Genomic DNA, 25,144 nt, shown 5'->3' with positions numbered 1-25,144 from the left:
CCGCATTTCACATCCTCTAAGCCATCTGCAACAGCGTGAAAACAGAACAGACAGACGGCCGCCATGGCCTGAATATTTTCATGGCCCTCTCTCTTGCAGCACTGCTCTCCGTCCTGTTCATCCAGTGGGACCTTTTCGTCCTCAGCATTCGCACCTTCCTTTTCGCAGCTGCCCTTTTGATGACCGCGCCCGAAACGCTGCAGCAGATATTCACATCCGAAATAACCCAGTTCTGGGTTGCAGCCCTCTACCTTCTCATTGCCATCGTCATTCTCTGTGCCATTCTGTTCAAAAGGCTTTCAGGAAAAGCCGCAGAATCCACAAGTAAAAAAAACGAACTCAGCCTCGGTAAAATCAGCCTCCGGGCGTTCATGCGTCAGAAAATTGCACTGATTGCCTCGGCAATCATCTTTATCCTCTACTCCGTCGCATTTCTGGCCCCCTACATTGCCCCATTCAGCCCCTATGACCAGCAGGACTTTCTGGTTACCGCCTACCAGCCCCCCTTGAGCAGAATTGATGCACTGGTGCTCAAACAGCCCAAAACCCTTGAAATTCCCATGCAGAAGGGCGAAGGCAGCGTGATATGGATGGCCAACACCCTCATCAGTGATTTCAGGAAACTCAAAACCCGCAATGAGCCCCACGCCATCCGCTTTGTCAATTCCGTCCATGAAGAAGCCCGGAATGCCGTTTACCGTCAGGGAATGCGGACAAAAACCATTCCATTGGCAGAGCTTGCAGGACCACAGTACAAAGTTACCCGAACCTTTCTTCTTGGCACCGACCAGTACGGCCGCGACATTCTCTCCAGAGTGATCTACGGCTCCCGAATATCCCTCTCCATCGGCTTTCTCGTGGTGCTCATATCCGTCAGCCTCGGCACCGTTATTGGGGTAAGCTCAGGCTATTTCGGAGGCTGGGTCGACGCCGTGATGATGCGTATTGTCGATGTCCTCATCGCCTTTCCCGCACTCTTTCTCATTCTCATCATCATTGCCACCTTCGGCAACTCAATCTACCTCATCGTCATTACCCTCTCCTTCACCGGCTGGATGGGGGTCGCAAGAATTGTCCGCAGCCAGGTGCTCTCACTCAAAGAGCAGGAGTTCATATTGGCAGCCCGCTCGCTGGGTCTTTCCGACATGAGAATCATCTTCCGTCACCTCGCCCCCAACACCCTCACGCCGGTCATTATCGCCGCCACACTGCGCATCGGAAGCATCATCCTCACCGAAGCCGGACTCTCCTTCCTTGGACTTGGCGTACAACCGCCTGTTCCCAGCTGGGGCAACATCATCAACGAAGGGCGCGACAGCCTGCTCAACCACTGGTGGATTTCCACATTTCCCGGCATAGCCATTCTCACAACCGTGGTCTGCTTCAACCTTCTGGGAGACGGGGTGCGCGACGCCCTCGACCCGCGCATGAGAGGCCAGTCATGACACAACTTCACCGCGAACCTGCAGACTGGAAAACCATTACTTCCGTCTACATGCACAGGGAACCATGGTTCACCGTACGAAAAGACTGCGTCCAGCTTGAAAACGGGCGCATCATCAAAGACTACTATGTCCAGGAATTTCCCCCGTGGTGCAATGTCATACCAGTAACCACGACAGGAGAGGTGGTACTGATACGCCAATACCGGCACGGCATAGGAAAGGTCTTCTACGAACTTCCCGCAGGTGTGCACGACCAGGCAGGCGAAAGCATTCTTCAGGCAGCCAAAAGGGAGCTCAGGGAAGAGACCGGGTATGGCGGAGGACGGTGGCGTCAGTGGATGGAGCTCAGCGCAAATCCCGCACTGCAGAACAACATCACCACAACCTTTCTGGCAGAAGGAGTTGAAATCCTCGGCGCTCAGAATCTCGACGCAACAGAGGAGATCAGCGTATTGCCTGTCTCGCATGAAAAACTCTGCCGGATTCTTGATGACGGAGAGATACTGCAGTCGCTCCATGCTGCCCCCCTTCTCAAATACCTGATGCAGAGGGGAGAGGCATGAAAAAAACAGCACAGCTCACACTGCTTGAAACCGCCATCAAAGAGCTCGGCTACTCACTCCGCTACGAAAAAGGGAATTTTCTGGGCGGTGAATGCCGCGTCCATGACAACCGGGTTGTCGTGGTCAACAGATTCCTTCCCCTTGAAGGGAAAATCTACACGATAGCCAAGGTCATCAGACAGCTGAACCCACCGGGGCTCTCAAAAGAGATTGCCGCAATCATTGACAGTCAGGTTTCTCAAGGCCTCTTCACTCCCCCCGAAAACTGAGCGCCTCCTCCGGCCAAACCACCATCTGCCGCTCTTTTGAACGGAACTCCACCCCCGGCCGTTCATTGCTGAACCGGCGAAGCATCTCTCTGTCGACCCGTTTCAAAAAACCCCCGGGCACAAGCAGGCAATGCTTAGGCCGGCTGTACTCCAGCCATGAAGCAAGCTCCCTCTGCTGCTTCAGACCAAACCTGTAAATCCACAGCACGGCTGTATCGGCACGGAACAGCTCGCTCTTCTGGAGACTCCCGGTACCCGAAGCCATCAGTATAGAATGGCGGCGGCTCCAGAGCTTTACCACCCTCCCCGCAGGGCGGGCAATCACAACGGAAGGAAGAACAAGAAGAGAATCGGACCGGAGAACATGGTGCCGGGAAGGGGCCCCGAGCACAAGCGAATCGGGTGAAAAGAGCTGAACGAGGGCTGAGGGGGACGAAAAACCGAAACCTGCCTCCTGTCGCCCGATACGCTCCCCATCCGAGGGTTTCCGCCCCGCATCAATCTGAATGCTCTCAAAGCCTGAAGAGAAGAGAAATGAGAGGTTCCTGCCAAGATTGACGCTGAGGAAGGCAGGAGAAGCGGCGGGGGGGAAAAAGAGAGCCTGCCAGACGAGGATGTTGGTGGCAACAAGCAGCACCCCCACACCCTCTTTCCACCGATTCCGCACCAGAAAGAAAAACGGTACAGGAAGCAGAAAAAAGAAAAGAAGCAGCTCAAATGCGGCTGGACGGAAATTGACCACCCCAAAAGGAAAGCTGCTGAAAAAAGAGGCAGAATCGAGAGCAAGCGCTGCAAAAAACTGTGCCGCAGCTCCAAGCACACCAGCCGCTGCAGCAGACACCAGATTAAGCAGGAGCATTCCGAACAGCGCATACAGCATCAGAGAGGAAAAAAGAACAACAGGAAAATTGGCCACAAAGGCAATAAGTGAGAAAGTACCGAAGTACCACGCAATGAGAGGTGCCACGCCAAGCGAAGCCGCAAGGGTAAGGAGAAGACTTGAGTTCACAAACCGCCAGATGCGCCGTCCGGCTCCGCCGCCTCCGCGATTGAGCAACTGATTGAGACGGGGATTGAACAGCAGAATGGAGAGCACAGCCGCATTGCTCATCTGAAAACCGGGACTGAACAGGTCGAGCGGATCAAGAAACAGGATGATGACATCGGCCAAAGCAAGAGCGTTGAGGGAAAACGACTGACGGCCTGATGCCGCCCCGGTAAGTACCACCATTGCCATAATGGAGGCGCGCCGAACCGAAGCAGCCCCACCCGTTACCATGGTGTAGACAAGCAGAATGAACCCGGTAAGGGCAACTGCAGCCCAGCGCCCCCATGCAGCAGACTTGAGCCGCTGGAGAAGAAGATTCACCACCAGAACCAGAAGACCGACATGGAGCCCCGAAACCGCAAGAATATGAGCCGTACCGGTCCGGCGGAACGCCAGCTCCAGCTCAGGGGAGAGCTGGTCGCGCTGTCCGGCAAGAACTCCGGCCATGAACGAGCGTTCCCGCCCCCCGGAAACCCGGGTCTTGAGTGCATTCTCAAGATAGAGGGCAACAGGCTCAACAAGAAAACGCTCAAACCACCCCGCCCCGCTCTCTCCATCGCTCTGCACCTGCCACACTCCAACAGCAAAAACCGATGCCGACACACCCTTCAGCCGGGAGGCTTGATGCGGATTGAACTCCCCCCGGTTTCCGGCACCGCCTAAAGCAGTCACACTCCCCTTCACCCGCACAAGGCTTCCCCGCCGAATCTGCAGCTCACCCTTCCCGGCACCCCGCACATGAACAGCCGCACGATCGCAAAGTTCAGTTGCATCCCCATCATCAAACACCTCGCGAACCTCCATCTGAAAACGGGTTCCCGAAGAGGAAACCACAGGACGGCTCTCCACCCTTCCACTGAGAACAATGCTTTTACCCGCAAAAGGAAGAAGGCCGTTTCGGGGAACATGATTGAAACGGAGATCTGCGTAAGCGGCAAAAGCGGTAAAAACCAGAACCAGGAAGAGAATGGTGCTCACAGGAAGGGGAAAACGGCCCACAGCAAGGGAGCGGCCGGAACGGGACAAGAACCATTCATAAAGCAGTGCCCCCCCAACCGCAAGGAGCGAAGCAAGAGCCATACCAAACCATACCTCCACCCCCACAGGGAAAAACGAACCAGCAAGAACGCCCCCGGCAACAAAACCCAGAAGGCGCACTGACGGATATGGAGCTAACGCAATGTTTCGTATATTCTTTTTTTTCACGAAAGCTCCTAAACCCTTTGTTTCATGCTGGTCAAAGAGATTCTGAACACAGCACACAAACCCGTATTCAGCTTTGAATTCTTTCCTCCGAAAAAAGATGCGGACTGGGAAACACTGTTTGAAACCATAACGGCTCTCTCTCCCCTCAACCCCTCTTATGTCAGCGTCACCTATGGAGCCGGCGGCTCCACACGGACCAGAACGCACGACCTGGTCACAAGAATCCAGAAAGAGACCGGCCTTTCTGTAGTATCGCACCTGACCTGCATTGCATCAACAAGCGGCGAAACCGGCGAAATACTTGAAAACTACCAAAGCCATGGGATAAACAATGTGCTTGCGCTCAGAGGCGACAAACCGGCCGGCACAGAGTCCATTGCTGATGCAGTCAAAGATTTTCCCCACGCCATCGATCTGGTTCGCTTCATCAAGAACAATCACCCCGATATAGGGGTCGGAGTGGCAGGATTTCCCGAAGGACATCCTGAAACCCCCAACAGACTGCAGGAAATCGAATATCTGAAAGCAAAAGTGGATGCGGGGGCGGACTATATTGTAACCCAGCTGTTTTTCGACAACCGCGACTATTTCGACTTCGTGGACCGCTGCCGTCTGGCAGGCATTTCCGTTCCCATCATACCCGGAATCATGCCGGTGACGAGCACAAAAGGAATGACAAGAATGTCGGAACTGGCGCTTGGAGCAAGAATCCCGGCCCCCCTCCTGAAAAAAGTTCTCGATGCGGAAAACGACGCACAGGTAGCTTCAATCGGCATTGAATGGGCAACAAACCAGGTCCAGGAACTCATTGACAACCAGATTCGCGGCATTCACTTCTATACACTGAACATGGCCACGGCAACCCTCGAAATATTCCAGAACCTCCACAGCTGAATGGCAGCCGTGGAGGGCTCTTTTTTCAAAGGGACCGGGGAGTGAAAACATCATGAGCCGTCAGCTGCTCAAGGGTCTCCCTCCGGCGCATCAGACGGGGCTCACCACCATCAACCATCACCTCGGCAGGACGCAGCCGTCCATTATAGTTGCTGGCCATGACAGCCGCATATGCCCCACAGGACATCACAGCCAGCAGCCCGCCCTCCGGAGCGTCATCAATCTCTCTGCCTCTGGCAAAAAAGTCGCTTGACTCGCAGACAGGGCCCACAACATCGGCAACCACCCTTTGATCATGCTGCCGAACCGAAAGAACCTCATGATGCGACTGGTAGAGCGCCGGCCGGATAAGCTCTGTCATGCCGGCATCGACAACAAAAAACTTTTTGCCGGTATGGTTGCTCTTTTTATAGAGAATCTTCGACAGCAGCACCGTTGAATTGGCCACAAGAAAACGGCCCGGCTCAAGAATCACCTTTGCCCCGGTCTCCTTGAGCATCGGAACAAGTTTTTCAGCAAAACGCTCAATCGCAGTTGCAGGCTTCATCGGGTCATAGGTGACGGGGAACCCGCCGCCGATATCCAGATACTCAATGGCAAAACCCGCGCCACGGGCGTAACTGAACACATCAAGAAGCTTCGTAAGAGCTGCAACATAAAACTCCGTATCGAAAATCTGGGAACCGATATGCATATCGAGCCCTATAAGCCTGACATTGTGAAGAGTTCCCAGAAGAGAGAAAATCCCGGGAAGTTCAGCCTCGTCAATACCGAACTTCTCCTTGCTGTCGCCAGTGGTGATATAGGGGTGGGTTTCAGCAGTCACATTCGGGTTGACCCGAAGCGCCACCGAAGCAACAACCCCTTCCTCGCCGGCAATACGATCAATCGCCCGAAGCTCTGAGAGCGACTCAACCTTCAGAAGCAGCACGCCGCTTTTGAGGGCATAGGCAATTTCATCCGGCCGTTTGCCAACACCGGCAACAATAATCCGCTCTGAAGGAACACCAGCCTGAAGTGCCCGGTAAAGCTCACCACCGGAATTGACATCACATCCAGCTCCAAGCTCTCCGAACTCCCTGATGACATTCAGGTTGAAATTGGCCTTCACTGAATAGCAGGTAAGATGCGGCAATGAGGCAAATGCTGCTTCAAACTCCCGGTAACTCTCCACAAGACTGCGACGGGAGGTCACATAGAGCGGTGTTCCGAACTCTTCGGCAAGCGCACTCAGCCCGGCACCCTCACAGCTGAGCTCTCCGGCTTCAAAATGAAAATCTGTTCTGTCAGACAATATCTCTACCCCTTCGTTTTCGTTAAAAAGGACAAAATACCCTTTCTCTTTATCAACGGAAAGAAATATCCCCGAACTTGCAAAATCACAAGCCCGGTCTTATATTCACAACTCACTTGTATAGTATATCCCATCCATACACTACCGAAACGGAACAATGGCAAAAGGAAAAGAAAATAGAATCGTCATCACTCTTGAGTGCACTGAAGCCAAAAAAGAGGGCAAAACTGTCTCAAGATACACGACGACGAAAAACAAGAAGAACACGACAGACCGTCTTGTTCTGAAAAAATACAACCCGAGCATGCAGAAACATACGCTGCACAAAGAAATCAAGTAATTTAATTATTTGGCTTTATAGCGAAAAAGCGCTTAATTTCTTTTTGGCCCGAATGGCGGAACTGGTAGACGCACTCGTTTCAGGGACGAGCGCCGCAAGGTGTAGGAGTTCGAATCTCCTTTCGGGCACATAAAAAGCTTCCCCGCGATATGCATGCAGCCTCGTCTCTCATCTTTTCAGCAGACAGTTCGTTTGAGTCTGTTCTTTCACATCTGAAACAATGTATGCACCTTTCACGGGAGGGTGCTTTTTTTTGTCCCTCTCATAATCCCAAACACGAGCAGTAGTGGATCATTCAAAAATCAACCTCCTTGTCAGGCTCCAGCACCTCGACAATCAGATAGAAAAAATCGTCAGTCTTCAGAAAGGCCTTCCAGAAGAGATTAACGCACTTGAAGAGGATCTGGCATTTACCGTAAAGCAGATTGAAACGCGCACGGCAAAAAACGAAGAGCATCTCAAACTTCGCCAGCACCTCAACGAAACCGCCAATGCCTGCCGTGAAAAAATTGATGCATTCCGTGAAAAACAGACCCTCGCAAGAAACAACAAAGAGTACGACGCACTCTCCAAACAGATAGAGTACGAAGAAAAAGAGATTGCGTTGGCAGAAATCGGACTTCAGGACATCAGCCAGGGCGAACAGCGAACCCGCGAAATGCAGGAAAAGGGCCGTCAGCTGATAGCCGAAAACCGCTACGACGAAATATCTGACGATATGATGCCCGACGATGTTCTCGCACAGCAGCTTGAAGACTTCAAGAAGCAGACGGAGCAGAAGAACGAAGAGCTGAACGGCATTGTCATTGAAACTGCCGAAGAGGTCGCTGCACTCCAGAAACAGATTGATGCACAGCGGGACCTTCTGGCAACCGAAGCCAAACGCCTGCTTGACAAATACGACCACCTCAGAAGCGGATCGCTCCGCAACGCCGTTGTGCCGCTCAACCGCAACGCCTGCTCCGGATGCAACACCAGAGTTCCCACCAACCGGCACACCATGATAGTCCAGGGAGGATTCTACCTATGTGAATCATGCGGGCGCATTGTTGTGCATGAGAGGCTCTTTGAAGAGGCTGACGACTAGAAAAAAAACTTCCCCATTAAAAGAGCGTGTTTTTCAGCAAACACATGCTATCTTTCATACGCTGAAACCGCAAGTGTGCAGTCGCTGCAGGGCCAATGGCCCTGCAGAGGAAAGTCCGAACTTCACAGGGCAGGGTGCCGGTCGAGAGCGCCGAAAGGTTCTCAAGCCCGGGCAGGTCGGCGCAAGCCGGTCCTGACAGAGAGCGCAGCAGAAAGCAGACCGCTCCGGGAAACCGGAGTAAGGGTGAAACGGCGGTGTAAGAGACCACCAGGCATTCCGGTAACGGAGTGCGCTATGCAAACCTCCCCGAAGCAAGGCCGAATAGGAAAGCTTTTCCCCAAAGGGAAAGAGGGCGGCCCGCCCGATTCCGCAAGGAGAGTTTTCGGGTAGGCCGCATCAGATAAATGACTGCAGTTTCTTCCGGCACGCCGGTTGATTCACAGAATTCGGCTTACATCTTCGGTTTCGGCTTTTTTTTATTCAGCCATCCTCAGGGCTGACCTCCACCAGGGGAGCTCCCCCGTCGGAAATCCTCACACTCACACTCACCGGCTTGCAGCAGACCGGGCAGTCCTCTGTATACTCCTGACTTCCCGCCCCGCAATCAATCTCCAGATCCATCGGCTCCCCACAGAATGGGCAGGGAACAGAAACCGTTTCCAGCATATTCATACCTGACTCCTCTCTTCAGTTGATGAAACACCGGCACCAAAAATGCGGAGATACCGGTCCTCTTTCTGTCGCATCCTCTCCCTCTGTTCAGGGCTGGCGTCATCATAGCCGAGAAGATGCAGAACTGAATGGATGGTGACACGAAGAAGCTCCTGCTCAAACCCGCTTTTGAAACGCACCGCATTGCGGCCCACTTCATCCAGCGACACATAGAACTCCCCCTCAACAACAAGCCCCTCACTGTACGGGAAAGTCACTGTATCGGTATCATAATCATGGCCGAGAAATTCCCTGTTGATACGGCGCATCATCCGTCCACCGCAGTAAATGGCATCAATTGATACCGCTTTTCCGCCCTCCTCTGAAAGCACCAGCCGCACAGCTTTTTTCAGCTTCGCCTCCGGGAGCGCTCGACGGGTAGTATTATGCAATTGAATGGTCATAGCTCTATATGGCAAGATGGCCTGTCAGGGCGTCAATGTGCTTGAGGTTATTCTTATGCACCTGAAAGGTGAGCTCAATATCCTCATCAATACACTGCCTGTCAGTCACCTCTGCATGTTCATACAGATAGCCTATCAGTTTGTAATCAGCCACATGGACCCGGATTTTCCGTTCGGTATAGTCGCGCGCCACATGCGCAGCAATGCGAAGACGCAACTCGGAAAGATTGATGCCGCGCGCGGCGGAAATGAACACGGCATCAGGATATCGTGCCCGCAAATCAAGCAGGGTTGCCGGATCCTCAAGCGCATCAATCTTGTTGAACACTTCTATGGTGTTCGGATGGCGGACTCCTATCTCGCGAAGAGTATCGCCAACCACCTTCATCTGCTCCTCAAAGCCCGGATGGCTGAGGTCAATGACATGGAGCAGAAAATCCGCCTGCAGCACCTCGTCAAGCGTTGAGCGGAAACTCTCAACAAGCGTATGGGGCAGCTTGCGTATGAAGCCAACCGTGTCGGACAGCAGCACAAGCTTGTTGATTTTCAGCTCCAGCCGTCGGGTTTTGGTATCAAGGGTAGCAAACAGCCTGTTTTCAGCAAATGCCTCCGCCTGAGGGCAGAGCATATTCATAAGTGTCGACTTGCCCGCGTTGGTATAGCCCACAAGAGCCACCCGCGGAACACTCACCCGACCCCGGGTCTGGGTATCATGCTGGAGAGAGACATCACGAAGTTTTTTCTTCAGAAGCGCGATTCTGCTGCGCACAAGCCGGCGGTCAGTCTCAATCTGCGTCTCGCCCGGCCCCTTGGTGCCAATGCCCCCCTTCTGCTTCGACAGGTGAGTCCACTGCCCCGTCAGGCGCGGCAGCATATACTCAAGCTGAGCCAGCTCAACCTGCATCTTGGCCCGGAACGACTTGGCCCTCAAAGCAAATATCTGCAGAATGAGACCGGTCCGGTCAATCACCTTACATGCAAGCTCCCGTTCAAGATTTCTTGCCTGAAGCGGGGTAAGATCATCATCAAAAATGACGATATCAGCCTCTGACGCCTTCACCATGCTGCGAAGCTCGTCCACCTTCCCGCTCCCGATTGCAAAACCGGGATCAGCAGCACGCCTCTCCTGAATCATCGACTTCCCTACATCAGCTCCCGCCGTATCGGCAAGAAACGCCAGCTCCTCCAGATACTCTTCCACCTGCACTCTTGAAACTTCAGGCGGATAGGCAATCCCGACAAGAATGGCCTTTTCTCGTGCATCGATGACATCAACAGTATTCAACAGCTTTTCCAGATATGTATTGAGCCCGACCGGCAGCCGGGCATATTGTGATTTTAGGCGGTTTGTTATATCTTGACCACTCTTACCATTAAAGGTAACCAATCCAGGCCCTGAAAAGTTACACATTTTTGTTTTCACGGCATACCAGGGCGGTAGCAGAAAAACCGATGGGCACCCGAAGACAACAATCGCGCACACCAGATGACAGACGGCAGCAACGGGACCATATCCACAGCAGCGCAATACGATACGGCTCTTCAGCCTGAAGCCGCCTACAGACACTGTCGCCAGATTGCAAAGCATCACGCAAAAACATTTTATCTGGCCACGCTCTTCCTTCCCAAACGGCTGCAGAACCCCATTTTCGCCATCTACGCCCTCCTTCGCACAGTTGACGACCTTGTCGACAACGCCGAGGAAAAACTCTCAGAGGGCACCATAACGCGCGAAACGATCAACGGACTGCTGGAAGACTGGAAAACACGGCTCAAAGCATGTTACCGGGGAGAGACAGGAGACGACCCCATAATGGTGGCCTGGAACCACACACTTGAAAGCTATCCAATTGCCATTGAGCACCCGCTTGAGCTGATTGAGGGGGTTGCCATGGACATTGAGTTCTCCCCCTTCAGCACCTTTGACGAACTCTATATCTACTGCTACAAGGTTGCCTCGATCGTCGGGCTCATGACTTCAGAGATATTCGGATACAGCGACCCCGAAGCCCTTCGCCACGCCATAGATCTCGGCATCGCAATGCAGCTCACCAACATCCTCCGCGACATCGGAGAGGATGTTGACCGCGGAAGAATCTACATCCCGCTGGAAGATTTGGAACGGTTCGGCTACAGCCGTGAAGAGTTCATGAAAAAAACCATGAACGACAAGTTCCGCAACCTTATGCAGTTTCAGATTGAGAGGGCAAGACGCTACTACCTCTCGTCCGACAAAGGAATCCCGATGCTCCAGAAAGAGAGCCGTCTGGCTGTTGCCCTCAGCAGCGTCAACTACGGAAACATCCTGAACTCAATAGAAGAAAACAGCTATGATGTCTTCTCACAACGGGCATACCGCTCATTCAGCCAGAAAATACTGACGCTGCCCCAGGTATGGCGTAAATCAAAAGCCTCCGTCTGAAGGAACGCATCAGAACCATAACAACACCCTAATTCATTCTCCCCTCTCAGTTTATGCAGCAAGAACACGAACAGCAAATCTCCCTCAACGACCAGATGCAGCGCCGTCTGGACGAACGCACGCACCTTATGGAATCGGGCATCAACCCCTATCCATGCGAATTCGCCGTCACCGCCCACTCCCGTGACATCATTGAAACATTTCAGGAGGAGGCCAAAACCCCCGTATCAGTGGCGGGGCGCATTATGGCCATCAGAAAAATGGGCAAAGCCTCATTTTTCCACATTCAGGACGCCAAAGGCAGAATACAGGTCTACCTGAAAAAAGACGAAGTCGGAGAAACCTCATACAACACATTCAAACTGCTCGACATCGGCGACATTGCGGGCGTGAAAGGATACACATTCAAAACCCGGACCGGTGAAATATCAATCCACGCCGAAGAGTTCACACTCCTCTCCAAATCACTGCGTCCCATACCCGTCGCCAAAGAAAAAGAGGTAGAGGGCGAGAAAGTGGTCTTCGACGCCTTCTCCGACCGTGAGCTCCGATACCGCCAGCGCTATGTTGACCTCATCGTCAACCCCGAAGTCCGCGAAACCTTCATCAAAAGAAGCGCCATCGTCTCACACATGCGCAGCTTCTTCACAGCCAAAGGGTGGCTTGAGGTTGAAACCCCGATCCTGCAGCCCATCTACGGAGGAGCTGCCGCACGCCCCTTCACCACGCACCACAATGCGCTGGACATGGAGCTCTACCTCCGCATTGCCAACGAGCTCTACCTCAAACGCCTCATTGTAGGAGGGTTTGAGGGAGTGTTTGAGTTCGCCAAAGATTTCCGCAACGAAGGCATTGACCGCTTCCACAACCCCGAATTCACCCAGGTGGAACTCTATGTGGCCTACAAAGACTATAACTGGATGATGGAGCTTGTCGAACAGCTCTTCCACCAGACCGCCCTTGCCGTCAACGGGAGCGACACCACATCATTCCTGGGCAATGAAATCAGCCTCAAGCCCCCCTTCAGGCGCATCACCATTGCCGATTCAATCAAAGAATACACCGGCGCGGATATTGAAGGAAAAAGCGAGCAGGAACTCCGCAACACGGCAAAGGACCTCGGCCTGGAACTCGACCCGAAAATCGGCCCCGGCAAAATCATTGATGAAATTTTCGGTGAGTTTGTTGAGCCCAAACTGATTCAGCCAACCTTCATCACCGACTACCCGACAGAAATGTCGCCCCTGGCCAAACCACACCGCGAAAAAGAAGGTCTGGTAGAGCGCTTCGAGCTGATTGCAGGCGGCAAAGAGATATGCAACTCCTTCTCCGAACTCAACGACCCGGTCGTGCAGCGCCAGCGGCTTGAAGAGCAGGCCGGCCTCCGCCAGCGCGGAGACGATGAGGCCATGATTGTTGACGAAGACTTCCTCAGAGCCCTTGAATACGGCATGCCCCCTACGGCAGGCCTCGGCATCGGCGTCGACCGCCTCGTCATGCTGCTCACAGGAGAAGACTCAATCCGCGATGTCATCTTCTTCCCGCACATGAAGCCGGAATAACCCCGGCCAAAGCGATTCCATCATGAAAAAATAAAAGCCCTGAGCCGCTGGAGCGGCAAAGGGCTTTTGAGTTGATGGCTTCTGTTTGAGAGAAACCCTTCAGTCTGTCGGGCTGAGCAGCAGCAGGAACCGCGCTTCGTCAACACGCTGCCGGAAAGCCTCACGGCCGTCGATATGGATGACGGGAATGTCATTACCGTAAAGGGAATGAAGATCGGCGGAGGAAGTTATGTCTACCTTTTCAAGAAGGAACGGCACTCGCACCTGAATACGGCTCATCACCTCTAATGCCTCATCGCAAAGACAACAGCCGGGCTTGCCGTAAATGGTCACTTGTGGTACAGGGCAGTTCATGTCCTCGGGCTATCCGCAAAGGAGAGGCTCACGGAGAATTTCTGTAATTGAATCAAGAGTAAAAGTGCTCTGCTCCGAACTCACAAGATTCTTCAACCCGTACTGGCCCGATTCAAACTCAGTCTGGCCAATAAAGAGCGCATAGGCAGCACCAAGACGGTTCGCCTCACGCATCTGCGCCTTCATGCTCCGCCCGGCAAGGTCCAGCTCGGTACTGATACCCGCACGGCGCAACTGAAATGCAACCTGCATGGCGTGGCCTGAAAGCTCCAGCTGCTGCACCACCACAAACACTTTCGGCCCCACAGGCTTCAGCCCTTCCAGAAGCCCCTGCTTCTCCATGGCAATAAGCAGCCGCTCCATCCCCACAGCAAACCCGACAGCCGGCATATCCTTACCGCCACCAAGCTCACGGGCAAGGCCATCATAACGGCCACCTCCACCTATTGCATCCTGCGCGCCAAGTTCCGAACTGGTCACCTCAAAAGCCGTATGGCAGTAATAATCAAGCCCCCGCACCAGCAGATGATCAACTTCATAGCTGACACCGCGGTCTCGCAACAGCGAAAGAACCTCTTCAAACTCCGCAACCCCTTCAGCCTTCACAAAATCAAAAAGACGGGGTGCAGCAGCAATCAGCTCCTTCAGGGCAGGATTTTTGGAATCAAGAATTCGTAACGGGTTCTTCTCAAGCCGCTCTTTTGACGACTCGTCAAGCTCGTCCGCAAAGGGCAGAAAATAAGCACGAAGCGCATCGCGATAACGCGCACGGTCCTCAAGATCGCCCAGCGTATTGATGCGGAGCCGCAGCCCCGTGAGGCCAAGAGCATCAAACACCCCCATCATGAACGACAGCACCTCAGCCACCGCCGCCGGAGACGAGGCCCCCAGGAGCTCCGCACCGAACTGCGTAAACTGCCGCTGCCGCCCGGCCTGGGGCCTCTCCTTGCGGAACAGATCACTGATATAGAATAATTTATGCAGAGGAGCCTGCGAGAGCAGGTTTCTCTGCAGAGCTGCACGCATCACTCCCGCCGTCATCTCAGGCCGAAGCGTCAACGAACGACCCTGTGGATCGGGAAGAAACGAGAACATCTCCTTCCCCACAATATCTGTTGTGGCACCAATACCCCTCTGGAACAGCTCCGTATACTCAAACACAGGCGTACGCACCTCACCGAAAGCATAGAGCCCGGCAAGCCGGCGCACCACACCCTCAACAAGCTGCCACTGCACCGCCTCGTCCGGAAAAACATCCTTTGTTCCCTTTACCGCCTGATACTGCGACATACGCTACCGTCCCTCTCTTTCAATCCGGTTCATATCTGCGGCAGCTCCTTTTCCTCAAGCTTGAACAGCTCAAGCACCTCAGAAGGCTTTACAGCCGCAAAAAGCCGCTCCCTCACATCCTCACGCCCGGCAAGGCGCGTAATGCGACCAAGCAGCTTCAGGTGCTCGGCCAGCATATCGGCAGGCGTAGCCAAAAGAAATATGATCTTTACCGGTTCTTTATCTATGGAATCAAAATTGATATCCTCCTTCAGGGTAGCAATGGCAAGCACCGGATGAGAAACCGCATCAGTCTTTGCATGCGGCAAGGCAATCTTCTTGCCGATACCCGTCGACATTTCACCCTCACGGCGAAGCACATCTGCCCGCAACCGGTCAATATCTTTCACCCCCGAATGTTCCGAAATAATCGAAAGCATTCGTTCAATCACCTGCTCCTTGGTTTCAAGTTCAAGGTTCAGCGCAATGTATTTTTCAGAAAGGATACTCTCGATTTTCATTTTGACACAAGATGACGCTATGTAAAACACCCGGGCAGCCGAAAAGTACCGCCACAGAAGGAAAGACAGGCATAATATAAAAATTCAATTGCCAACATCTAAACACCCTGACAGCATGATTTCAGCCCCCGACCAACACAGCCAGTGAGGTTCGAAGCAGGTTTACCGCGTCAAAAGGTAGAGAAACGGCGCCACAAACATCACCGTATCAAACCGGTCCAGAACCCCCCCATGCCCGGGGATAAGCGCAGAAGCATCCTTCACCCCCGCATCGCGCTTGAACATGGACTCGATAAGGTCGCCAGCAGGACTGAAGAGACCGATAAGAAGACCGGCAAGAAGCACCGTTGAGGGGGAGACATCAGGCACAACAAAAGAAAACGCATACGCAGCAGCAACACTCCCCAGCACCCCGAAAAAGAACCCCTCCCAGGTCTTGTGCGGACTGTGGCGCTCAAACAGCTTCCGCTGAAACACCTTCCCCCCGGCAAGGCTTCCCCCGAAGTATGCGGAAATATCCGTCGACCAGATGCAGATGAACATCAAAAGCACCCATGCCTCGCCGTCCCCGTTCATCGGCTCCATGCGAAGGCGCAAAAGAGAACCAAAGGCCAGATTCACATACATGAAGCCCGCAAGCGCTGAACCAAGGTTAAGAAGCGGCGAGCCCTCCTTCACAAACAGTTCAAGCAGAAACAACGCCATCACCACGCCAAGCAAAACAACCCAGATTTCCACAAACCCGAAATAAAAATCCGCCTGCACCAGAAGTGTGGCAAGCAGCATAATCCAGAGAGCCGGAGGGTTGGCCTTGTGCGAAGCAAGACGATGAAACTCAAACGAAGCCAGCAGCGCGAGCAGCAGGAAAAACGAAAAAAACCATACGCCTCCCAGCTGAATCAGCCACAAAAGAAGAGGAATGCCCAGAGCAGCCACCAGAACACGCTGCAGGAGATTGACACCGAGAAGCTTACCCATAAAAAATCTGTTACGAAGCCGAAGCAATGGAGGAAAAACGCCGCATCACAAACACGAACAACAAAAGGGAAAGAGGCACAGCCGCCCACCACCATGCCATACCAAGCAGAAGCTCAGGCTCAGGGCCAGCAGCCTCAGAACCTCCGCCCAAAGCAAGAAGCAGAAGAGCCGAAAGGTTGTTCACAAAATGCACCGACATAGGTACCGCAAGGTTACCGGACCTGCTGTAAATATAGCCAATATAGTAGCCAAGCAAAGCAAGCGGCACCAGATTGGCTGCACTCATATGGAAAAAAGCAAACATGGTGCCCGTAAGCAGCACCGCATACAGTGGACGCATGGAAGCCGCATAATTCCCCTGCACATACCCCCTGAACAGCAGCTCCTCACTCACAGCAGGCACCAGCGCCAGCACCCCAACCACCACAAAAAACTCAGAAAGAGAGCCCGCACCGGCAAGTTCCGAAATAAACCCTTCCATGACCGCCCGCTGCCGTACCACCTCCGCACCTGCCTCACCAAGCGCAGGCCAGAGAAACAGGTTCTGAAGGCCGGCTACCGTATAGAGCAACGGCTGCAGAAGGAACACCCCCGCAACACCAAACCAGGCAAGCCTGGAGTCCACCCCACCCCCTAAACCAAGAAAGCGAAAACTCTCAGGCGAAAACAGCCGCCTCCGGACATGCACAGCAGCAAGCACAAGCACCGGCAAGGCAAGCACCAGCAGCTGCCCGAGAACCTGCACAAAACGCAACTTCGGCAGCATCGCACCAATCCCCCCACCCACAAGCACCATTTCCGCACTGCCCCCCGAAAGGCTGAAAAGCAGAGCCCCCGCAACCGGGTACAGCACCATCACACCAAGAAGGAAGGCCGTGTTGATGAAGAAAGAAGGGCGATTGGCGGTAAAGCGGTCAGGAAGCATTGGAATAACAGAGAATTTGATACTTTTCATCCATGAAGCTAATGAAAGTTACGGTAATTAAAGACACAACCACCCCGGCTCCATGAACATCCTTTTCATGAACTCCGCCCGCGAATGGGGCGGCACAGAAAAATGGACCCGGATGGCCGCTGAATCTCTGGCCGCAAACAACCGAACCATCCTCGTCTATCGCCGCGAAGCAGTAGGGCGCCACTTCACCATTCCCTCATACCGCCTCCCCTGCTGGAGCCATATCGACCTCTACACCATCCTGAAGCTTGTACGCCTCATCCGTAAGGAGCAGATCAACATTCTCGTTCCCACCAAGCGCAAAGACTACCTTCTCGCCGGCATTGCAGGAAAAATCACCCGCACACCAGTCATCCTCCGCCTCGGAGCCGACCGCCCGCTCCGCTGGCCATGGCAGCGCTTTATGTACCACACCCTGACAAGCGGCATTATCGTCAACGCTGAAAAAATAAAGCGTACCCTGCTCCAGACCGGCTACATCCCCGAACAAAAAATCAAGGTCATCTACAACGGCCTCGACACAACGGAAATAGACAGGCAGATTGAGCCCCCGATCGACAAACCCTTTCCCTTCACCATAGCAGCCCTCGGCCGCATCACAAAAAACAAAGGGTTCGACTTCCTCATCCGCTCTTTTGCCCGCTTCCAGCAACTCAACCCCGATGCAGAAGCCGGCCTTGTCGTCATGGGCGAAGGCAGTGACCGCCCGGCATTTGAAGCGCTCTCAAAAGAACTTGGCCTCTCCCAGAAGGTCCGATTCAGCGGATTCCTCCAGAACCCCTACCCCACCCTTCAAGCAAGCGACATCTTCGCCATGACCTCCACCAACGAAGGGCTCTCCAACGCCCTGCTTGAAGCCATGTACCTCCGCTGCGCCCCCATCAGCACATACGCCGGAGGTGTAGAAGAGGTCATTACAAACGCAATGAACGGCCTCCTCATCAACTATGGGGACGAAAAAAGCCTTGCAGAAGCCATCACCAGGCTCTACCGGAACGAAACCGAACGAAAGGAAATGGCCGAAGCCGCAAGAGAACGGGTGGAACAGCAGTTCTCCATCCCCGCCATGGCAGAGAGCATCGCCGCATTCTGCCGAAAAACTGCCGGCCGCACCTGAAAACGCATCACCCATCGCCTGGAATCTTCCGATTTTATCCTTTGACAATCCGCCCTATTGGCCCAGCCATTGCGCACTGCAAACCATCTATAGGCCATGATCGGCATCATAAAAAAGGCTTCAGAAATACCAGCCTCACAATGCGCTTGAAGCTATGGAACGAGCGGCTCTTTGCCGATAAAATCAACCAGCTGGAAGAAACCATTACATCTGGAGAGATACAATAGGAAGAGGAAAGGGAGAACAATCAGCGAAGGTGCCTGAGAATGGCTTTCGCCAGCATACTTTCGGGATACAGGTCGGAAAGGTCGCGTTCGAAGGTTGCCCACTTGCGCCCAATGACGCGCCGAGCGAGGCGCTTCACATAACAGGCCACAGGCAGGAACTGGTTGTTACCGATACCGTCAACAAGCACAAAGCTGCATTCTCCGCTACCCATCCGACGATAAACCATGTTCTCCGGCTTGATTTCACGCACAAGGATAGCATGCTCCAGCAGATACTGCTTCAGCTCAATGAGAGATTCTGCCATTTCAGAAGCTTTGCAGCCATCAGCCTCTCCGCTCACCAAATAATAGTGGAGCGTTCTGGAAACCGATCCGTCTGCATCAAGAGGCATGTCGAACACTGCACCAGGTCCCTGATCAGTCTCAACATCCCCATGATAACGGGCAAGATTGCCCCATGAAATCCCCCGTTTCTGCAAACGCCTGTAACGACAGAGCTCTTCAGCCGTAACACTCCTATCAACATGGCGCTCCACCTTCACGCACTTCCCCTCATCCTCAGGATGACGGTAGCAGACGCGTGAAGAGCCCTTGCCGATGAGAAGCGAACGATTCAGACGGATAACACCCATACAGAACGGATTTGTTACAATGCAGATGAAAGAATTCACAAAAATGTAACAATTCCCCGGCAAAAGCGCAACAAACCAGAATCGCACAAAGCGCCGACCTTACCAGCAGGAAACCGCCGGCTATTTTCTTACCTTTATTCTTATTACCAGTACAACCATAAACAACAGAGGCTACGCCCCGCTCCATGAACATCCTCTTCATCAATTCCGCAAGCCGGGGGTTCGGAGGTAACGAGCGATCCATCACCATGGTCGCAAACATGCTCTCTATATCCAACAATACCGTATTCGCCTACCGGAAGGATGAAATCGGCGCACATGCCCGGATGATAGGGTACCAGCTGCCATTCCTCTTTGAAGGAGACCTCTACACCATCGCCAGACTGGTTCGTATAGTCAAAAAACACCGGATTGATATCATCATTCCCTCAAAAAGAAAAGACTATGCCATCGCAGGCATTGTCAGCCGGATATGTGGCATCAGGAACATCCTCTGGCTCGGCATCATCAGACCACTTGAAAACACCAGCATAAACCGCATCATCTACGACAAACTCGCCGATGGCATCATCGTCAACGCCCAAGAGATCAAAAAACAGCTCCTGAAAACAGGCTGGATCCCCGAAAAGAAAATCAAGGTGCTGTACCGGGGAATAGACTCTGCTACCCTCGACAAAGTGATTGAACAATCAGTACGCCCCGCCGGGCCAACCATGAAAATCACCGCCATGGGCAGACTCGACACAAACAAAAGTTACGACCTCCTGCTCAAGGCACTCGGAATTCTCTTTACCACAACACCCGAAGCTGATATCCAGGTAACCATCCTCGGCGAAGGAAGCGAGCGCAGCCGGCTGGAACACCAGGCAAAACAACTTGGCATAGAGAAGCATCTAAGCATGCCGGGCTTCAGCAGCAACCCCTACACAACTCTGGCAACAAGCGATGTCTTCGTCATGACCTCTAAAAGCGAAGGCCTCTCCACAGCCCTCATTGAAGCCATGTACCTCCACAACACCCCCGTCAGCACCTATGCCGGTGGGGGTATCGAAGAAATAATCACAGACGGCCGAAACGGATTCCTCTTCAACCACGGAGATGAAGAAACACTTGCCTCCGTCCTCCGCAAACTCTACCTTGAACCCGGCCTACGCCACCAGATAGCAGAAGCCGCGCAGGAGAGCGTCAAAGAACAATACTCGGCAGAAAAAGTCAAAGAGGAAATGACCGCATTCTGCCAGCAGGTCATGAACCGCTAAGCAACAGCAAACATGGGTAACCCTACACCCCTCAACATCCTCTTCATCAACTCCATAGGCCGCAACAAGTTCGGCGGTGGTGAAAAATGGATGGTGAATGCCGCTAAAGGCCTCACCGAACGGGGTCACAATGTCACGCTCGCAAGTAAAAAGCACTCAAGAATCCTTCAGTATGCGGAATCCAAAGGGGTGCATACAGATGTCTTTGAAATCCGCGGCGACTTCAGCCCGCTGGCCACACTAAAAATCGCCCGCTGGCTGAAAAAGCACCACACCAACATCCTCATCTGCAACCTCAACAAGGATGTACGCGTAGCAGGCCTCGCTGCCCGCATCGCAAAAACGCCAGTTGTTCTCGCCCGTCACGGCATGCTGCTCTGCAGCAAAAAGTTCAAACACAAACTCACCCTCACCAACCTGACTGACGGCATCATCACCAACAGCCGCACCATCAAAGATGCCTACGGAGAGTATGGATGGTTTCCCAAAGAGTTCGTCAAAGTCATCTACAACGGCCTTGACATACCGAGCCATGTCGACAGATACGACTTCAGCACCCCCTACCCCGGCAAAAAGATCATTTACAGCGCAGGGCGCCTTTCAGAACAGAAGGGGTTCACCTACCTCATTGAGGCCGCTGCCATCCTCAAAAAAAGCCGGAACGATCTGGTCTTTGCCGTCTCGGGTGAAGGAAAACTCCAGGAAGAACTCACAACACAAATCAAAGCTGCAGGACTTGAAGACTCATTCATCCTGCTCGGCTTCACAGAAAACATCTTTCCCTACCTGAAAGGATGCGACCTCTTCGTTCTCGCCTCCCTCTTTGAAGGCATGCCGAATGTAGTGATGGAAGCCATGGCGATGAAGAAACCCGTTATAGCCACCGATGTCAACGGAGCACGGGAACTGATGGAAGAGGGCGCACACAAGAAAACCGGGATCATCATCCCCCCGCAAGACCCGGAAGCAATAGCAACTGCAATCCGTACAATCATTGACAGCCCCGACACAATGGAGCAATACGGAAAAGCCGGTCACGAACGCGTAGAGAAGGAGTTCACCATAGCCGCCATGACAAGCAACCTTGAACGGCACCTGCAGGAGAAACTCCGGGAAACATCCCTCCGGAAATGAATAAACCACCAATGCAAGCCAGACAAAAAAAGAAAAAGAAGCGCCAGTTCCGCCAGCTCTTCGCACGCACCCTGCAGCACTTCGCCCCGAAAAGGAGCGGCAGCGCCCCGTTTACAGGAAAACTGGAATCCATAGCCATCCTCGCCCAGGAAAAACTCGGCGACTCAGTCCTGCTTACCCCGCTCATCAGGAACCTCCGCAAAGCCTTCCCGAAGCTCGAAATCCACATCATCGCCTTCAGCGAAGCAAGCGCCAACTTCTTCAGAAACGATTCCAATGTCACCGCTGTGCACCAAACAAAACGGGAACCCGGCAGATACAAAAGAGAAGTACTCAAAAGAGAATTCGATGTCCTCTTCAACACCAAGGACCACCCCTCCACCCACTTTCTCCTCCAATCGGTACTCATCAAGGCCCGCCACAAAGTCGGTCACGCCAATGAATTCCACACAGGTCTCTTCGACCAGCTCATCACAATTGAGCACAACACGCACATGGCCCTGAAAAACTGCGCCATCCTCCCCCTGCTCGGAGTAACGGTAACGGAAGAAGAATGCCGCCCCTGCCTTCCCCCATCACTCCTTCCAATGGAGATGCAGATATTTCTCCGCCAGATTGATACCCGGCGCCCAACAGGCATCAACATCAGTGCCGGTGAAGCCAACCGAACCTGGCCTGAAACCAAATGGAAGAAACTCGTCCAAAGCCTCCCCGATACACAATTCATCGTCCTCTCCGGCCCCAGCGAACTGGAATCAAAAAGAAACCTTGAGCGCAACTGCCCGAATATCATTCCCTCTCCGGCCACCGGAAACCTCTACGAAGCATCCCGCATCGTAGAAACTCTTGAACTGCTCGTCACCCCCGACACCTCGCTCATCCACATCGCCTCCGCTACCGCCACCCCCGTCATCGGCCTCTACCGCGAAGCCCCGCAGGACATCACCCGGTTCGGCCCATTCCGCATCCCGGGTGAACTCGTCATATCCCCCACCGGAGAGGTCGCAGGCATATCGCCCGACAGCGTCAAAAAAGCCGTGGAGAAACAACTCCAGAGAGAACGCCCTGCATCTTGGGAAACAAGCGTATAATCGGCTACATTACAAGTTCATTACCACCAGTAAGAACACCCCGATAGCGATCAATGCCCTTCGTCCTCGCAATAACCCTTTCGGCAACACTTGTTGCACTCGCCATGCTGGTCAACCACCGGCTGAAGCGGCAACGGCAAAAACTGCGCCGTCAGGAAAATGAAGTCTGGTCAATCGGGCTCTATGAAGGCCCCGATCCCATAACCCTCTCACCTATGGACGGCATCCACAACCCCATACTCACCGCCGGGGATATTACCGATGCACCAGCCCGCTTTGTGGCCGACCCGTTCATGGTGGAACATGATGGCACATACAACCTCTTCTTTGAATTCCTCAACACCCAGCGGGAAACCGGAGAAATCGGCCACGCCCTGAGCCGGGACATGAAAACATGGACCTACACCGGCACAGTACTCAGCGAGAAGTTCCACCTCTCCTACCCCTATGTATTCCGCCACGAAGGCGAAATGTACATGATTCCAGAATGCGCCAAATCAAAATCCATCCGCCTGTACCGCGCAACAAACTTCCCCGGCAAATGGGAGCCGGTAACCACAATCATCAAAGGCGATAAACGACAGGTTCCGCTCCTCGACCCCTCAGTGGTGCACCATAACGGGAAATGGTACCTGTTCAGCTACATGCGCAAAGTCAACAACCTCCACCTCTTCGTGGCCGACAGCCTTGAAAGCCCGTGGAAAGAGCACCCGAAAAGCCCCATCGTTACAGGAAGCGATCATTTCGCAAGGCCTGGCGGCCGAGTCGTCGCAGACGGCGAAGTCCTCTACCGCTACGCTCAGGACGGCGTTCCCCGCTACGGCAGCAAGGCATGGGCGTTCCGGATCACCGAACTCACTCCATCAACCTACCGCGAAGAGCAGGCATCAAGCACCTCTGTAGTCCAACAGGGCAACGAAGCATGGAACAACCGCGGCATGCACACCGTCGATCCGCACCAGATGCCCAACGGGCGGTGGATTGCCTTTGTCGACGGCCTTGAACACCGTCACACATTGAATCAACCAACGAAGCAACCATGACCACCATCAACGCACAGAAATCCCCGAAAATTGCCGTCATCGGGCTCGGCTATGTTGGCCTACCCCTCGCCGTCGAGTTCGCAAAGCACTACCCTGTAGCCGGGTTCGACATCAAGCAGCCACGAATTGACGAACTCAACAGCTGCAAAGACTCCACACTCGAAACAGAGGAACAGGAGCTCAAAATGTGCATAACGAGAGAGAATCCCCTCCCGAAATCGGGCGCCAAAGGGCTCTTCGTCACCACAAATCTGCAGGATCTTGCCGACGCCAATGTTTACATAGTCACGGTCCCAACCCCGACCGACAAGAACAACCGCCCCGACCTCACCCCGCTTGTCAAAGCCAGTGAAACCGTCGGCAAAGTGCTCAAAGAAGGCGACATCGTCATCTATGAATCCACCGTCTACCCCGGAGCCACCGAAGAGGACTGTGTGCCTGTGCTTGAAAAGGTCTCCGGCATGACAATGAACGAGGGATTCTTCGTCGGGTACTCACCCGAACGCATCAACCCCGGCGACAAACTCCATACCGTCACAAAAATCAAGAAAGTGACCTCCGGCTCCACCCCCGAAGCCGCAGCCGTTGTCAACGGGCTCTACCTCTCCATTATAGAGGCCGGCACCCACCTCGCCCCCTCTATCAAAGTTGCCGAAGCCGCCAAGGTCATTGAGAACTCGCAGCGCGACATCAACATCGCCTTCGTCAACGAACTCGCCCGCATCTTCAACCGTATGGGAATCGACACGCTCGATGTCCTTGAAGCTGCTTCCACCAAATGGAACTTCCTCCCCTTCAAACCCGGTCTGGTAGGAGGCCACTGCATCGGCGTCGACCCATACTACCTTGCCCAGAAAGCGCAGGAGGTCGGTTACAACCCCGAAATCATCCTCGCCGGACGCCGCCTCAACGACGACATGGGCGCCTATGTAGCCAGCGAAGCCGTCAAACTCCTGATCAGGAACGACTGCCATGTCAAGAACGCCAAAGTGCTCGTACTCGGCATCACCTTCAAGGAAAACTGCCCCGACATCCGCAACAGCCGCGTCATCGACATCATCAAAGAGCTGCAGGAATACGGCTGTGCAGTTGAAATTGCCGACCCCTGGGCCTCCCCTGAAGAGGTCATGCACGAGTACGGTCTGCCAATGATCCACAGTACCAACGGTATAGAAAAAAACAACTACCAGGCAGTTGTAGCGGCAGTAGGCCACAACGAATTCAAAGCGCTCGACCCGAGAGCCTGGCTCACAAAAAACGGCATTGTGTATGATGTGAAAGGCATCTACGATCGCAAAATTTCGGATGGACGGCTCTAA

Annotated in this window: 25 protein-coding genes, 1 tRNA gene and 1 other RNA gene; 16 read left to right on the top strand and 11 right to left on the bottom strand. The window is 53.6% G+C overall.

From position 1 onward, the window contains the following. The first annotated feature begins 80 nt into the window (after window positions 1–80). Genes EKD02_RS07790 through EKD02_RS07780 form a run of 3 tightly spaced genes read left to right on the top strand, consistent with a single transcriptional unit; the run spans window position 81 to window position 2,277 of the window. Window positions 81–1,445, top strand: coding sequence for an ABC transporter permease (locus EKD02_RS07790; RefSeq protein ID WP_126384898.1), 1,365 nt, complete (start codon window positions 81–83; stop codon window positions 1,443–1,445). Then, window positions 1,442–2,008: an NUDIX hydrolase gene (locus EKD02_RS07785; RefSeq protein ID WP_126384868.1), complete on the top strand. Its 567-nt coding sequence runs from the start codon at window positions 1,442–1,444 to the stop codon at window positions 2,006–2,008. The genes EKD02_RS07790 and EKD02_RS07785 overlap by 4 nt, the downstream gene beginning before the upstream one ends. Beyond that, a complete protein-coding gene (locus tag EKD02_RS07780) occupies window positions 2,005–2,277 on the top strand; it encodes a hypothetical protein (RefSeq protein ID WP_011889949.1) in 273 nt (90 codons plus the stop codon). The genes EKD02_RS07785 and EKD02_RS07780 overlap by 4 nt, the downstream gene beginning before the upstream one ends. Here EKD02_RS07780 and EKD02_RS07775 read toward each other — a convergent pair. Beyond that, entirely contained in the window at window positions 2,258–4,531 is a 2,274-nt protein-coding gene (locus EKD02_RS07775) for a ComEC/Rec2 family competence protein (protein ID WP_185805720.1), read from the bottom strand. The genes EKD02_RS07780 and EKD02_RS07775 overlap by 20 nt on opposite strands. 24 nt (window positions 4,532–4,555) lie before the next feature. Between EKD02_RS07775 and metF the strand changes: the two genes are divergently transcribed. Then, window positions 4,556–5,425 (top strand): methylenetetrahydrofolate reductase [NAD(P)H], encoded by an 870-nt coding sequence (gene metF / locus EKD02_RS07770; RefSeq protein ID WP_126342811.1) that lies wholly within the window; start codon window positions 4,556–4,558, stop codon window positions 5,423–5,425. 25 nt (window positions 5,426–5,450) lie between these two features. Here the strand turns inward: metF and lysA are convergent, their stop codons facing one another. Next, window positions 5,451–6,719 carry a diaminopimelate decarboxylase gene (gene lysA / locus EKD02_RS07765; protein WP_126384861.1) on the bottom strand — a complete coding sequence of 423 codons (1,269 nt, stop codon included), beginning with the start codon at window positions 6,717–6,719 and terminating at the stop codon, window positions 5,451–5,453. A gap of 157 nt (window positions 6,720–6,876) precedes the next feature. Between lysA and rpmG the strand changes: the two genes are divergently transcribed. The 4 genes from rpmG (at window position 6,877) to rnpB (ending at window position 8,616) form a co-directional block, all read left to right on the top strand. Continuing rightward, a complete protein-coding gene (gene rpmG / locus EKD02_RS07760; protein ID WP_011889945.1) occupies window positions 6,877–7,059 on the top strand; it encodes a 50S ribosomal protein L33 in 183 nt (60 codons plus the stop codon). 46 nt (window positions 7,060–7,105) lie between these two features. Next, window positions 7,106–7,187, top strand: a tRNA-Leu gene (locus tag EKD02_RS07755). Between the two features lie 158 nt (window positions 7,188–7,345). Then, window positions 7,346–8,146, top strand: a complete 801-nt coding sequence (locus EKD02_RS07750) for a zinc ribbon domain-containing protein (RefSeq protein ID WP_126342805.1) — start codon at window positions 7,346–7,348, stop codon at window positions 8,144–8,146. Window positions 8,147–8,210: 64 nt separating this feature from the next. Beyond that, window positions 8,211–8,616, top strand: an RNA gene (rnpB, locus tag EKD02_RS07745) — RNase P RNA component class A. 10 nt (window positions 8,617–8,626) lie between these two features. Here the strand turns inward: rnpB and EKD02_RS07740 are convergent. The 3 genes from EKD02_RS07740 to hflX are packed head-to-tail and all read right to left on the bottom strand — an operon-like array spanning window position 8,627 to window position 10,546. Beyond that, window positions 8,627–8,818, bottom strand: a complete 192-nt coding sequence (locus tag EKD02_RS07740) for a CPXCG motif-containing cysteine-rich protein (protein ID WP_011889943.1) — start codon at window positions 8,816–8,818, stop codon at window positions 8,627–8,629. Next, window positions 8,815–9,261 (bottom strand): rRNA maturation RNase YbeY, encoded by a 447-nt coding sequence (gene ybeY, locus EKD02_RS07735; RefSeq protein ID WP_126342802.1) that lies wholly within the window; start codon window positions 9,259–9,261, stop codon window positions 8,815–8,817. The genes EKD02_RS07740 and ybeY overlap by 4 nt, the downstream gene beginning before the upstream one ends. A 4-nt stretch (window positions 9,262–9,265) precedes the next feature. Continuing rightward, the gene (hflX, locus tag EKD02_RS07730; protein WP_011889941.1) at window positions 9,266–10,546 is read right to left on the bottom strand and encodes a GTPase HflX; all 1,281 of its coding nucleotides are present in this window, start codon (window positions 10,544–10,546) and stop codon (window positions 9,266–9,268) included. A gap of 201 nt (window positions 10,547–10,747) precedes the next feature. Between hflX and EKD02_RS07725 the strand changes: the two genes are divergently transcribed. Both EKD02_RS07725 and lysS read left to right on the top strand, forming a co-directional pair. Further along, a complete protein-coding gene (locus EKD02_RS07725) occupies window positions 10,748–11,683 on the top strand; it encodes a phytoene/squalene synthase family protein (protein WP_126384855.1) in 936 nt (311 codons plus the stop codon). Window positions 11,684–11,736: 53 nt separating this feature from the next. Further along, entirely contained in the window at window positions 11,737–13,245 is a 1,509-nt protein-coding gene (gene lysS, locus EKD02_RS07720; RefSeq protein WP_126384852.1) for a lysine--tRNA ligase, read from the top strand. 99 nt (window positions 13,246–13,344) lie between these two features. Here lysS and EKD02_RS07715 read toward each other — a convergent pair whose 3' ends face one another. From EKD02_RS07715 to EKD02_RS07695, 5 genes are all read right to left on the bottom strand, one after another. Continuing rightward, window positions 13,345–13,599 (bottom strand): glutaredoxin family protein, encoded by a 255-nt coding sequence (locus EKD02_RS07715; protein WP_011889938.1) that lies wholly within the window; start codon window positions 13,597–13,599, stop codon window positions 13,345–13,347. Window positions 13,600–13,608: 9 nt separating this feature from the next. Next, on the bottom strand, window positions 13,609–14,889 hold the full coding sequence (gene hisS, locus EKD02_RS07710) for a histidine--tRNA ligase (protein WP_126384849.1): 1,281 nt from the start codon (window positions 14,887–14,889) through the stop codon (window positions 13,609–13,611). Between the two features lie 29 nt (window positions 14,890–14,918). Further along, on the bottom strand, window positions 14,919–15,389 hold the full coding sequence (locus tag EKD02_RS07705; protein ID WP_011889936.1) for a PTS sugar transporter subunit IIA: 471 nt from the start codon (window positions 15,387–15,389) through the stop codon (window positions 14,919–14,921). 162 nt (window positions 15,390–15,551) lie between these two features. Beyond that, entirely contained in the window at window positions 15,552–16,367 is an 816-nt protein-coding gene (locus tag EKD02_RS07700; protein ID WP_126384846.1) for a phosphatidate cytidylyltransferase, read from the bottom strand. 10 nt (window positions 16,368–16,377) lie between these two features. Next, a complete protein-coding gene (locus EKD02_RS07695) occupies window positions 16,378–17,322 on the bottom strand; it encodes a CPBP family intramembrane glutamic endopeptidase (protein WP_011889934.1) in 945 nt (314 codons plus the stop codon). Window positions 17,323–17,374: 52 nt separating this feature from the next. Between EKD02_RS07695 and EKD02_RS07690 the strand changes: the two genes are divergently transcribed. Beyond that, window positions 17,375–18,439 (top strand): glycosyltransferase, encoded by a 1,065-nt coding sequence (locus EKD02_RS07690; protein WP_126384844.1) that lies wholly within the window; start codon window positions 17,375–17,377, stop codon window positions 18,437–18,439. A 247-nt stretch (window positions 18,440–18,686) separates the two neighbouring features. On the opposite strand, the gene yrbL is transcribed toward EKD02_RS07690, so the two are convergent. Beyond that, the gene (gene yrbL, locus EKD02_RS07685; protein ID WP_126384842.1) at window positions 18,687–19,298 is read right to left on the bottom strand and encodes a PhoP regulatory network protein YrbL; all 612 of its coding nucleotides are present in this window, start codon (window positions 19,296–19,298) and stop codon (window positions 18,687–18,689) included. A gap of 185 nt (window positions 19,299–19,483) precedes the next feature. Here yrbL and EKD02_RS07680 point away from each other — a divergent pair, with 185 nt between their 5' ends. From EKD02_RS07680 to EKD02_RS07660, 5 genes are read left to right on the top strand one after another with little or no spacing between them, the layout of a single operon-like run. Further along, on the top strand, window positions 19,484–20,557 hold the full coding sequence (locus tag EKD02_RS07680) for a glycosyltransferase (protein WP_126384840.1): 1,074 nt from the start codon (window positions 19,484–19,486) through the stop codon (window positions 20,555–20,557). Window positions 20,558–20,569: 12 nt separating this feature from the next. After that, on the top strand, window positions 20,570–21,691 hold the full coding sequence (locus EKD02_RS07675; RefSeq protein WP_126384838.1) for a glycosyltransferase: 1,122 nt from the start codon (window positions 20,570–20,572) through the stop codon (window positions 21,689–21,691). A gap of 11 nt (window positions 21,692–21,702) precedes the next feature. Continuing rightward, window positions 21,703–22,782: a glycosyltransferase family 9 protein gene (locus EKD02_RS07670; RefSeq protein ID WP_244924423.1), complete on the top strand. Its 1,080-nt coding sequence runs from the start codon at window positions 21,703–21,705 to the stop codon at window positions 22,780–22,782. A 53-nt stretch (window positions 22,783–22,835) separates the two neighbouring features. Beyond that, window positions 22,836–23,825, top strand: a complete 990-nt coding sequence (locus tag EKD02_RS07665) for a glucosamine inositolphosphorylceramide transferase family protein (RefSeq protein WP_126384835.1) — start codon at window positions 22,836–22,838, stop codon at window positions 23,823–23,825. Beyond that, window positions 23,822–25,144, top strand: coding sequence for a nucleotide sugar dehydrogenase (locus EKD02_RS07660; RefSeq protein WP_126384833.1), 1,323 nt, complete (start codon window positions 23,822–23,824; stop codon window positions 25,142–25,144). Before EKD02_RS07665 ends, EKD02_RS07660 begins: the two co-directional genes overlap by 4 nt.

The sequence above is a fragment of the Chlorobium phaeovibrioides genome (genome assembly GCF_003968655.1).
Lineage (GTDB): Bacteria > Bacteroidota > Chlorobiia > Chlorobiales > Chlorobiaceae > Chlorobium > Chlorobium phaeovibrioides.
The sequence above is the reverse complement of the archived record's forward strand: the minus strand, read 5'-3'. Positions and strand labels throughout refer to the sequence as shown.

Bases quoted from the DNA above. Each gene is read 5' to 3' on its own strand.
- EKD02_RS07790 (WP_126384898.1), top strand. From the start codon at position 81: ATGGCCCTCTCTCTTGCAGCACTGCTCTCCGTCCTGTTCATCCAGTGG.
- EKD02_RS07785 (WP_126384868.1), top strand. From the start codon at position 1,442: ATGACACAACTTCACCGCGAACCTGCAGACTGGAAAACCATTACTTCC.
- EKD02_RS07780 (WP_011889949.1), top strand. From the start codon at position 2,005: ATGAAAAAAACAGCACAGCTCACACTGCTTGAAACCGCCATCAAAGAG.
- metF (WP_126342811.1), top strand. From the start codon at position 4,556: ATGCTGGTCAAAGAGATTCTGAACACAGCACACAAACCCGTATTCAGC.
- rpmG (WP_011889945.1), top strand. From the start codon at position 6,877: ATGGCAAAAGGAAAAGAAAATAGAATCGTCATCACTCTTGAGTGCACT.
- EKD02_RS07740 (WP_011889943.1), bottom strand. From the start codon at position 8,818: ATGAATATGCTGGAAACGGTTTCTGTTCCCTGCCCATTCTGTGGGGAG.
- ybeY (WP_126342802.1), bottom strand. From the start codon at position 9,261: ATGACCATTCAATTGCATAATACTACCCGTCGAGCGCTCCCGGAGGCG.
- EKD02_RS07725 (WP_126384855.1), top strand. From the start codon at position 10,748: ATGACAGACGGCAGCAACGGGACCATATCCACAGCAGCGCAATACGAT.
- lysS (WP_126384852.1), top strand. From the start codon at position 11,737: ATGCAGCAAGAACACGAACAGCAAATCTCCCTCAACGACCAGATGCAG.
- EKD02_RS07715 (WP_011889938.1), bottom strand. From the start codon at position 13,599: ATGAACTGCCCTGTACCACAAGTGACCATTTACGGCAAGCCCGGCTGT.
- hisS (WP_126384849.1), bottom strand. From the start codon at position 14,889: ATGTCGCAGTATCAGGCGGTAAAGGGAACAAAGGATGTTTTTCCGGAC.
- EKD02_RS07705 (WP_011889936.1), bottom strand. From the start codon at position 15,389: ATGAAAATCGAGAGTATCCTTTCTGAAAAATACATTGCGCTGAACCTT.
- EKD02_RS07700 (WP_126384846.1), bottom strand. From the start codon at position 16,367: ATGGGTAAGCTTCTCGGTGTCAATCTCCTGCAGCGTGTTCTGGTGGCT.
- EKD02_RS07695 (WP_011889934.1), bottom strand. From the start codon at position 17,322: ATGAAAAGTATCAAATTCTCTGTTATTCCAATGCTTCCTGACCGCTTT.
- EKD02_RS07690 (WP_126384844.1), top strand. From the start codon at position 17,375: ATGAACATCCTTTTCATGAACTCCGCCCGCGAATGGGGCGGCACAGAA.
- yrbL (WP_126384842.1), bottom strand. From the start codon at position 19,298: ATGGGTGTTATCCGTCTGAATCGTTCGCTTCTCATCGGCAAGGGCTCT.
- EKD02_RS07680 (WP_126384840.1), top strand. From the start codon at position 19,484: ATGAACATCCTCTTCATCAATTCCGCAAGCCGGGGGTTCGGAGGTAAC.
- EKD02_RS07675 (WP_126384838.1), top strand. From the start codon at position 20,570: ATGGGTAACCCTACACCCCTCAACATCCTCTTCATCAACTCCATAGGC.
- EKD02_RS07670 (WP_244924423.1), top strand. From the start codon at position 21,703: ATGCAAGCCAGACAAAAAAAGAAAAAGAAGCGCCAGTTCCGCCAGCTC.
- EKD02_RS07665 (WP_126384835.1), top strand. From the start codon at position 22,836: ATGCCCTTCGTCCTCGCAATAACCCTTTCGGCAACACTTGTTGCACTC.
- EKD02_RS07660 (WP_126384833.1), top strand. From the start codon at position 23,822: ATGACCACCATCAACGCACAGAAATCCCCGAAAATTGCCGTCATCGGG.